Raw genomic sequence first — 315 nt, forward strand, 5'->3', positions numbered from 1 at the left:
ATACTCGAGGCCGTAGCAGGTGAGCGCGGGGTCGGGGATCATCGCCGGCGACCAGGACTTAAAGTTCTGGATGCGCCCGACCTTCACGCCGGGGTCGTGGATGTAGATCCAGTTGTCGTCGAAGCGCCCGCGATCGGTCAGCACCAGCGCCACGGTGATGAAGTCGCGGTAGCGCAGCGCCGAGGCTGCGCGCCGCGCCGCCTCCGGCAGGGGCGGGTTCATCGCCGAGACGAGCTCGCGCACCGGCATCGAGGAGATGACGTGCCCGCAGCGAAGCCGCGCGGTCGTGCCGTCGGCCCCGCGCGTCTCCACGAC

1 pseudogene is annotated in these 315 nt (G+C 70.2%); it reads right to left on the reverse strand.

Annotation, left to right across the window (positions count from 1 at the left end):
* Nucleotides 1–315, reverse strand: a pseudogene (locus ACLF3M_RS35450) (FAD-dependent oxidoreductase); the annotation flags it as partial.

This window comes from Falsiroseomonas sp. HW251 (assembly GCF_050563545.1).
Classification (GTDB): domain Bacteria; phylum Pseudomonadota; class Alphaproteobacteria; order Acetobacterales; family Acetobacteraceae; genus Falsiroseomonas.